This window comes from Bacillales bacterium (assembly GCA_035700025.1).
GTDB lineage: Bacteria > Bacillota > Bacilli > Bacillales > DASSOY01 > DASSOY01.
In genome coordinates this window covers 1-6,098 of record DASSOY010000057.1, presented here as the reverse complement: position 1 = coordinate 6,098, position 6,098 = coordinate 1, and the positions used below count along the sequence as shown (strand labels likewise).

Genomic DNA, 6,098 nt, shown 5'->3' with positions numbered 1-6,098 from the left:
AAAAATGAAAGCAGAAACACCGCGAATTTTGTTTATTGGCGCCGGAAGAATGGCAGAAGCGATTCTCGCGGGATTAGTCAGTCACGAAAAATTCGACCGCGAACAGTTGATGATTGCCAACCATACGGATAACGAAAGACTGCAATGCTTGCAACAGCAATACGGCGTTTCCTTCACGTTCGATTGGCGGGAGGAAGTGTCTGACAAAGACGTCATTTTGCTCGCTTGCCCGCCCGAGGCCCACCCGGAAGTGCTCGAAACACTTTCGAAGTTGGTCGACGGTCAATTTGTCGTGTCGGTCGCAGCAGGCATCGGTACGGAAAAATTGCAGCAGTCGCTGCCGGAAGGCACGCCGGTCGCGTGGGTGATGCCAAACACGGCGGCGGACATCGGGGAATCGATTTCGCTGTATTCGCTCGGAAGTTATGTAACGGATCAACATAAAAAAATGCTGCAGCACATGCTCGCCGGCATCGGGGAATCGCAAGCCTGCACCGATCAGCAAATTCACGTGCTGACGGCAATTACCGGCAGTGCGCCGGCGTTCATTTACCGCTTCGCGGAAATTCTCGAGAAAGCCGCGATGCATTACGGCATCAGTCAGGAGCAAGCGCGCAAGCTCGTCGTGCAGATGATCTACGGCTCCGGTGCGATGCTGAAAAACGGCGAAGCGCCGGACGAGTTGCGCCAGCAAGTCACTTCGCCGGGCGGCGCGACAGCGGCCGGCCTCGAAGTGCTGGCGCAAAACAACTTCTCCGGCATCGTCAAGGAAGCGGTCACGGCCGTGAACGCGCGCGCCGACGAGCAGGCGAAGTAAGCAAGCGTGCTGAGAAACTTTCAGTTTCTCAGCACGCTTTTTTGTGGCAGGCGATCGTCCCCTCGAGCTTGTGCTAACGGACATCTGGTCCCCTTAGCAATGATAAAAGCCCGCCAGAATAATGTAACGGACATCTGGTCCTCTTAGAAGCTTTGAGCCTGCTGAAGTGATGAAGAAAAGTACTCTAAGAGGATTTAATGTCCGTTACAATATAATATTTCTTAAAAGTGACTGCTAAGGTGACGAGATGTCCGTTAGAGCGTTTAGTCTGCGGCTAGAATACGATCGTCTTGTTCCCGTGGACGATCACGCGGTCTTCGACGTGAAGCGCGACCGCCTGCGCCAGAACATCGCGTTCAATGGTCCGGCCGATCTTTTTCAAATCGGCGACATGATCGCGATGGTTCACTTCTCGGACACCTTGCGCGATGATCGGCCCTTCGTCGAGCTCGTCGGTGACGTAGTGAGACGTCGCGCCAATGATCTTCACGCCGCGCGCATACGCGCGCTCGTAAGGGCGAGCGCCGCTGAAGGCGGGCAGGAAGGAATGGTGAATGTTCAGGAGCCGGCCGGGGTAGCGCGCGACGAAGGCGGGCGAGAGAATTTGCATGTAGCGGGCGAGCACGACGAAGTCGATGCGATGCGCGCGGAGCAGCTCGATTTGTTCGGCTTCCGCTTCCTGCTTTGTCTCCTTCGTCACCGGCACGTGATGGAAGGGGATGCCGAGGCTGCGAACCGTGCCGAGCGCATCTGGGTGATTGCTGATGACGAGCGGAATATCGACATGCAAGTCCTCGGCCTGCCAGCGCCAAAGCAGTTCCAACAGGCAATGCTCCATTTTTGATACAAAAATGGCCATCCGCTTCTTGCGGCCCGCCTGCGAGAAGCGCCACTTCATGCGAAACGGCTCAGCCACCTCAGCGAAAGCTTGCTCGATGCCCGCAAACTCATCGGCAACGCCAGGCTTTTCGAAAACGACCCGCATGAAAAACGTTCCGCCGACCGGATCGGTCGAATATTGGTCGGACTCGATGATATTGGCGCCAATTTTATATAAAAAAGTCGTCACTTCTGCAACGATCCCCGGGCGGTCGTCACACGAAACCAACAATCTTAAACGGTTGTTTAACATCCCTCTCTCAGCTCCTCTCTCTTTACAAAAGAGGGTGCCCCAAAAAGCTTAGCTTTTGGAAACCCCCGGCTTTGATGAACTTTTCGCGGCTGCCGATTCACAATAATCGCTCACCTATGTTCCTATTTCCTTCGAAAATCATATTTTCAGATAAAAACGCGCATCAGAAACGTTATTTTCTGAATTCACGTGAATACGAGCCCCTTTTTCAACCTTAAAAGGGAAATAGCGTTCTCAGTGAGCGATTTTATAAAATAGCCGCTCATTTCTTCAAAATAGCGTTTCTCATGAGCGATTCCGACTTAAACGTCGGAAGGCTGACTCCCCTAGTCGTTTTTCTACGACCTTTTGAGCCAGCCTCTTCTGTTCTACTCGTCCTCGTGGACGAGATCCAATTTTCCTGTTTTCGGGTCGATGACGAGCCCGTGCACTTTCGCGCCTGCCGGCAGCAACTCGTGCGTCTTCAGCTTGTTCACGCTGTTTTTCACGTTGTCCTCTACCGACTCGAACCCGCTCAACCAGTCGTTCAAATTCACACCTTCGGCCGTCTCGACCGAAGCGAGCACGTCCGCGCTGATACCGTTCGCTTTCATTTTTTCAACGGTCGCTTCGCCTTTCAGCCCGGCCATGCCGCAATCTTTATGGCCGACAACGATCACTTCGTCCGCTTTCAGTTGCCACAAACCGATCAAAATGCTTTGCACGACGCTGTCATAGCTGTTCGTGATGCGTGCGCCGGCGTTTTTTACGACCTTCACGTCGCCGTTGCGAAACCCCATCGCCTTCGGCAGCAATTCGACGAGCCGCGTATCCATGCACGTAAAGACAACCGCTTTCTTATTCGGCACTTTGTCCGTTATGTACGGCTCATAGGCCTTCTCTTCCACAAACTTGTCGTTGTGCTCCAGCACTTGTTTTAATAAGGACATGTTCTTCTCTCCTTTTTTCTTTTTATTTTACCAAAAATATTGATCAACGATAAAAATACCGCTTTATGAATCCTCCCGGCTTTTCGACTCATTCTTTTTATTTCCGTTGGATCTTATCTCTGATAAAGTGTTGGCAAGGAACCCTAGAAACAACAAGCCCACAAAAAATTCGTTTCGATAGGAACAAAGGAGGTACATCTATGGAAATCATCCCATACATCTTCCTAAACGATGCTCGAGAGTCTGAAGTCACAACGAACGGAATGAATAATCTAAAACCGGCCCTCCTGGGCCGGCTCCTTTCATTCTTCACTTTCCGCTCGCGCGCGAAACTCCTCTTTGATCTCCGCCAACACGCCACGGTTGTGCAGCAACTCAAAGCCGGTCAGCGCCAGCGCCTTCGCGCCGGCGATCAACGCCCGGTCTCCCTCCTCCGACCGCGCCGCTTCGCGGAACGCGTCCGTATGGTTCACCAACGTGCTCGGTCCGATCTTGATGTACGGATGAATCGTCGGCACCACCCGACTCACATTCCCTGCATCAGTCGATCCTAAGCCTTTGTCATTCACCGGATCATACGGTTCCCCGATTTGATCAAGCTTCTCTACAAACACTTGATCCAATCGACGGTTCAACCGAAAATGATCCACTTCCTTCTGAAACGCAACGACGTCCAGCTCCGCCCCCGTCGCCAAGGCTGCGCCCTCAGCGACAGCCTTCACTCGCTCCGTCATCGCATCCAAAGCCTTCCTCGTCTTCGCTCGGATAAAGAAGCGGGCGCGCGCATAGTCCGGAACAATGTTCGGCGCCGTCCCGCCGTCCAGAATCACTCCGTGAATTCGGACGTCATCCGTCACGTGCTGGCGCAACGCATTGATTCCGTTGAACAGCTGCAGCACCGCATCAAGCGCATTAATCCCTTCTTCCGGCGAAGCGGCCGCATGCGCGGCACGTCCCCGGAATTCGAAATCGAGCGGATCGACTGCAAGCGTTTCACCCGTCACCGTCGTCCGGTGGTACGGGTGAACCATCATGCAAACGTCGACACCCTCGAACAGCCCATGCTTCACAAAGCTGCCCTTCGCGCTCCCGTTCGGCCCGCCTTCCTCGGCCGGCGTCCCGAATACGACCACTTCGCCGCCTGCAGCCTCCAGCCCGACTTCGCCGACGGCGATTGCAGCGGCCGCACTCATCGTGCCGATGAGGTTGTGGCCGCAAGCGTGCCCGAGGCCGGGCAGCGCGTCATATTCCGCCAAGAAGCCGATCGTCGGTCCCGGCCGGCCCGACGATTTGCGGGCGACGAAAGACGTCTCATGGCCAGCTACCCGCCGCTCCACCGAAAACCCGTGCTTCTCCAAGTGTTCCCTCAACAACCGAGAAGCGAAGAACTCTTCGTTGCCGATTTCGGGACGGTCATGAATTTGATGGCTGATCGAAACGAAATCGCTGCGATGACGGTCGAGCACCGCCAAAAGTTCTTGTTCAACCGCCTGCAAGGAAGTTTCTGTAATCGCCATAAAAGATCGTTTCCTTTCGCCTACCAGCCGATTTTGCTAAGCGGGACAAACGTCGGGATGGTGGAATTTTCAAAGACTTCGCGAATGTGTTGCGCCACATCGTCCTGCTGATAAATGTCTGCGAGTTTCTGCATCGTCGGATCGTCGACATCTTCAGAACGAACAGCGATGATGTTAATGTAAGGCGTCGCCGTGTCGTCTTCATGATAAATCGAATCTTTCACGGGAATGAATCCGGCTTCGACGGCAACCCCGTTGTTGATGACGGAAGCGGCGACGTCAGGCAATGCCCGCGGCGTTTGCGCAGCGGCAACCGGAACGAACTCCAAATGTTTCGGATTTTCTTTGATAACGTCTAACGATCCATTGCCGTCAAAGTCGTCGGCAAGTTTGATCAATCCGGCCGATTGCAACAAAAGCAAAGCCCGGCCCATGTTGGTCGCTTCTTGCGGAAGCGCGATTTTTCCGCCGTCCGGAATGTCTTTCGGATCTTTATATTTTTCCGAATACAAGCCCATCGGTGCAATTAAGGTCGTGCAAAGCGGCGCAAGGTCCAAGTTTCTTTCTTTAATAAAAGCGTCAAAGTAGGACACCGTCTGAAACGCGTTCAAGTCAATATCCCCGGCAGCCAAGGCAAGATTCGGGCGAACATAGTCCGAAAACTCAACAAGTTCTAGTTCAATGCCTTGTTTCGCAGCTTTTTCCTTTACGAAATTCCAAATGGGCACACCCGAAGCATTCAAACCGACCTTCAACGTTTTCGTTTCTTTTTTCTCCGTTTGTTTCGTGTCCGCTTTCCCGTCGCCGCTCGCGCTGTCGTTTTGACTGCTGCAGCCGGCTGCGAGTCCGATGATTAAGATAACAAACAATAACTGCGATACGATTTTCTTCATAATGGTTCTCTCCTCTTTAATTATCTTCTTCTAATGATGCGTGATACATTGTTGCCTAAAGCTTGAAACAGCTGGACGATCAAAATTAATAAAATCACGGTCACGATCATCACGTCGGTCTCAAACCGCTGGTAGCCGTAAGCAATCGCAAGGTCCCCCAATCCACCTCCTCCGACAAAGCCCGCCATTGCCGAAGCACCGACAAGGCCGATCGCCGCGATCGTCAAGTTTAAAACGAGGGAGCTTAAGGCTTCTGGAACAAGCACGCGAAAAATGATTTGCCACGGCGTTGCCCCCATCGATTCCGCCGCTTCGATGACGCCAGGTTGAACTTCGAGCAAACTGCTTTCGACAAGCCGGCCAATGTACGGTCCTGAAAAAAGCACAAGCGGGACGACGGCGGCAGCCGTTCCAATCGACGTTCCAACGATGATGCGTGTAAGCGGCAAGATCGCGACGAGTAAAATGATGAACGGAATCGAGCGAAAAATGTTTATGACGGCATTGAGCACGCTGAAAATGATTCGGTTTTCTAGCAAATGTCCTTTCCGAGTAACGACGACGGCGATTCCCATTGGTATGCCGATCAAAGCAGCGAAAAACAACGCAATCCCGACCATCGTAAACGTTTCACCGGTCGCTTCGGCGACTTTGATCCAAAACGTATCCCAACTAATTTGCATCTGCCAACACCTCCTTGACGGACACGACATTGTCGATATACTGCCGCGCACGAAGGATTTCGGCTTCCTCGCCTTGCAGCTCGACGATCAAATGACCGAACGGAATGTCTTGAAGCTCCGTGATTTG

General features: G+C 53.0%; 7 protein-coding genes. 1 reads left to right on the top strand and 6 read right to left on the bottom strand.

All coding sequences use genetic code 11. From position 1 onward, the window contains the following. The first annotated feature begins 4 nt into the window (after positions 1-4). On the top strand, positions 5-817 hold the full coding sequence (gene proC / locus VFK44_09480; GenBank protein ID HET7628604.1) for a pyrroline-5-carboxylate reductase: 813 nt from the start codon (positions 5-7) through the stop codon (positions 815-817). Between the two features lie 274 nt (positions 818-1,091). On the opposite strand, the gene purU is transcribed toward proC, so the two are convergent. The 6 genes from purU to VFK44_09450 all read right to left on the bottom strand — a co-directional run bounded on the left by purU (position 1,092) and on the right by VFK44_09450 (position 6,095). Next, entirely contained in the window at positions 1,092-1,949 is an 858-nt protein-coding gene (gene purU / locus VFK44_09475; GenBank protein HET7628603.1) for a formyltetrahydrofolate deformylase, read from the bottom strand. A 368-nt stretch (positions 1,950-2,317) separates the two neighbouring features. After that, entirely contained in the window at positions 2,318-2,878 is a 561-nt protein-coding gene (locus VFK44_09470; protein HET7628602.1) for a carbonic anhydrase, read from the bottom strand. A gap of 302 nt (positions 2,879-3,180) precedes the next feature. Continuing rightward, entirely contained in the window at positions 3,181-4,395 is a 1,215-nt protein-coding gene (locus VFK44_09465) for a M20 family metallopeptidase (GenBank protein HET7628601.1), read from the bottom strand. Between the two features lie 20 nt (positions 4,396-4,415). Next, on the bottom strand, positions 4,416-5,288 hold the full coding sequence (locus tag VFK44_09460; protein HET7628600.1) for a MetQ/NlpA family ABC transporter substrate-binding protein: 873 nt from the start codon (positions 5,286-5,288) through the stop codon (positions 4,416-4,418). Positions 5,289-5,308: 20 nt separating this feature from the next. Beyond that, complete coding sequence (locus VFK44_09455; protein HET7628599.1) at positions 5,309-5,971, bottom strand: methionine ABC transporter permease; 663 nt, start codon at positions 5,969-5,971, stop codon at positions 5,309-5,311. After that, entirely contained in the window at positions 5,961-6,095 is a 135-nt protein-coding gene (locus tag VFK44_09450) for an NIL domain-containing protein (protein HET7628598.1), read from the bottom strand. The genes VFK44_09455 and VFK44_09450 overlap by 11 nt, the downstream gene beginning before the upstream one ends. Between the last annotated feature and the right edge of the window lie 3 nt (positions 6,096-6,098).